The 2,835-nt window shown below is 49.0% G+C and carries 2 protein-coding genes and 1 tRNA gene; 2 read left to right on the top strand and 1 reads right to left on the bottom strand.

Annotated elements, in window-relative coordinates; translation table 11 throughout:
- Positions 1-8: 8 nt before the first annotated feature.
- Positions 9-84, bottom strand: a tRNA-Arg gene (locus tag ACTHUE_RS14580).
- Positions 85-369: 285 nt separating this feature from the next.
- Here ACTHUE_RS14580 and ACTHUE_RS14575 point away from each other — a divergent pair.
- Both ACTHUE_RS14575 and glmM read left to right on the top strand, forming a co-directional pair.
- Positions 370-1,236 carry a c-type cytochrome gene (locus ACTHUE_RS14575; RefSeq protein ID WP_070624823.1) on the top strand — a complete coding sequence of 289 codons (867 nt, stop codon included), beginning with the start codon at positions 370-372 and terminating at the stop codon, positions 1,234-1,236.
- A 216-nt stretch (positions 1,237-1,452) separates the two neighbouring features.
- Entirely contained in the window at positions 1,453-2,790 is a 1,338-nt protein-coding gene (gene glmM / locus ACTHUE_RS14570; RefSeq protein WP_004520640.1) for a phosphoglucosamine mutase, read from the top strand.
- Positions 2,791-2,835: the final 45 nt, after the last annotated feature.

Here is a 2,835-nt window from a genome sequence, read left to right as displayed (position 1 = left end):
TTTATAATTGGCGCACCCAACAGGGATCGAACCTGTGACCTCCAGCTTCGGAAACTGACACTCTTCCAACTGAGCTATGGGTGCGAAAGCCGTAAGGTTAACGCATATTGGCTTTATTGGCAAAGTTTATCTTGAAAGTGTCTGAAAGTGGCATTGGCGGTCACTTTTTTGCATAGCTGGAATAATCAATTAACTACAAAGGCTTAGCAGAATTTAGATGGCCTTTTGAGGATTTTTGCGTATCTTTTTCTCAAGATGGATTGGAAAGCCTTTGCGAATTCAGTATAATCCAGCAAAATATTGTTAACTGCGTTTAACACATAAACTATAACTTACAGCACAACCTAACCTAACGGCGAGGCCTACCAAATGAAACAACTCCGCGACCACAAAGCCCAAGGCTCTGCATTGTTCACCCTTGTGAGCGGTATCGTTATTGTCATTGCAGTGATTTACTTCCTGATCAAACTGGCGGGAAGCGGTTCATTCGGCGATGTTGCCGAAACAACCGAAGCTGCGACTCAAACCCGTATCCAGCCAGTCGGCCAACTGAAATTGGGCGATGGTATTCCAGTCGGCGAGCGTCAAGGCGATCAGATTTTCAACAAAATCTGTATTCAATGTCACGCGGCAGACAGCATCGTTCCTAACGCGCCTAAATTTGAAAACAAAGGCGATTGGGCGCCTCGCATTGCACAAGGTTTCGATACCTTGTTCCAACACGCTCTGAATGGTTTCAACGCAATGCCTGCCAAAGGCGGTGCGGCTGATTTGACCGATCAAGAATTGAAACGCGCCATTACTTATATGGCCAACAAAGCCGGCGGTACTTTCCCTGATCCTGATGCCGCAGCTCCTGCCGATGCAGCCGCTTCCGGTGAAGCCGCTTCAGCTCCGGCGGCTGAAGGTGCAGCTCCTGCAGAAGCCCCTAAAGCAGATGTGGCCAAAGCAGATGACAAAGGTGTGGCAGCTCCAGCAGCCGGCGGTGCAGACGGCAAAAAAGTTTACGAAGCCAACTGCCAAGCATGTCACGGCGGCGCAGTTCCAGGTGTTCCTCATGTAGGTAAAAAAGAAGACTGGGCTCCTCGTATCAAACAAGGTAAAGACACCCTGCACAAACACGCACTCGAAGGCTTTAACGCAATGCCTGCCAAAGGTGGTAACGGTAGCCTGAGCGATGATGAAGTGAAAGCTGCAGTTGATTACATGGCTAATCAGTCTGGTGCTAAATTCTAAGATTTGATTTTGAATCTCGAATAGGAAGCGCATTCTGCAAAAGGATGCGCTTTTTTTGTGCAGGAAATCTGGATCTTGCTATAATACTGAAGTAGTAAATTATTCTCATGATCAAGGGTCGTCTGAAAGATTCAGACGGCCTTCGAATACAATCAAGATTCTTTTAAAGAAGTTCAACCATATTCACATACGACAAAACAACCACGGAGTTATCTCATGGCAAAAAAATATTTCGGTACTGACGGTGTGCGTGGCGAAGTCGGTCAGTTTCCTATCAATCCTGATTTTGTCTTGAAATTAGGCTATGCGGCAGGTCAGGTTTTGGTGCAGCACGAAGGCGAAATCAAACCAACCGTCTTGATCGGTAAAGACACGCGTATTTCAGGCTATATGCTGGAAGCTGCGCTGATTGCCGGTTTTACCGCCGCCGGTGTCAATGTTATTCAAACCGGCCCTCTGCCGACTCCGGGCGTAGCGTATTTGACCCGTGCTTTGCGTTTGTCTGCCGGTGTGATGATTTCTGCGTCCCATAACGTTTATTCTGACAACGGCATTAAATTCTTTGCCGAAGGCGGTGTGAAGTTGAGCGATGAAATCGAATTGGAAATCGAAGCCAAAATCGATGAGGAAATGAAAACACAGCCATCCAGCCGTTTAGGCCGTGCGCGCCGGATTAATGGTGCGGATGACCGCTATATCGAGTTCTGTAAATCCACTTTCCCAAGCCATTTGGACTTGCGCGGTCTGAAATTGGTGGTCGATACCGCCAATGGTGCGGGCTATGCAGTTGCGCCTAAAGTATTCCACGAATTGGGTGCGCAAGTAGTAAGCATCGGTGATGAGCCAAACGGCTACAACATCAATGAGAAATGTGGTGCGACCCATCCGAAAGCTTTGCAAGCGGCTGTGTTGCAAAATGAAGCCGATTACGGCATTGCCTTGGATGGCGATGGCGACCGTTTGATGATGGTTGACCGCAATGGCAAAGTGTATGACGGCGACAGCTTGATTTATGTGATTGCCAAAGCACGCGCGCACGAAGGCGTGGAGATCGGCGGCGTGGTGGGTACGGTAATGACCAATATGGCGATGGAAGTTGCTTTGAAAGAGCAGGGCGTTGATTTCTGCCGCGCCAAAGTGGGCGACCGCTATGTGTTGGAACAGCTCCACCAACGCGGTTGGCTGATTGGCGGCGAAGCCAGCGGTCATATTTTGTGTATGGACAAACACAATACCGGTGACGGCATCATTTCCGCGCTGCAAGTTTTGGCCGCATTGCAAACCTTGAATCAAGACCTTGCCACCGTTTGCGCCGATTGGCAGCCGTATCCGCAAACCATGATCAACGTCCGCATCAAAAAAGGCCAAAACTGGCAGGACGCTTCCAAAGAGGCTTTGGCTGAAGTGGAAAAAGAACTCGAAGGCAAAGGCCGCGTGGTCTTGCGCGCATCCGGTACCGAGCCTGTCGTGCGCGTGATGGTGGAAGCCAAGCAGGCAGACTGGGCGAAAAAAGGCGCAGAAAAAATTGCCGCGGCCATTCAAGGTCAAAAGTAACAGTGTGTTTGATTTTGAATTGAACTAAATAAAAGGCCGTCTGTT

This window comes from Neisseria sp. P0021.S005 (genome assembly GCF_051956955.1).
Note: the sequence above shows the minus strand (reverse complement) of the source record. Positions and strands in the feature narration are given on the sequence as shown.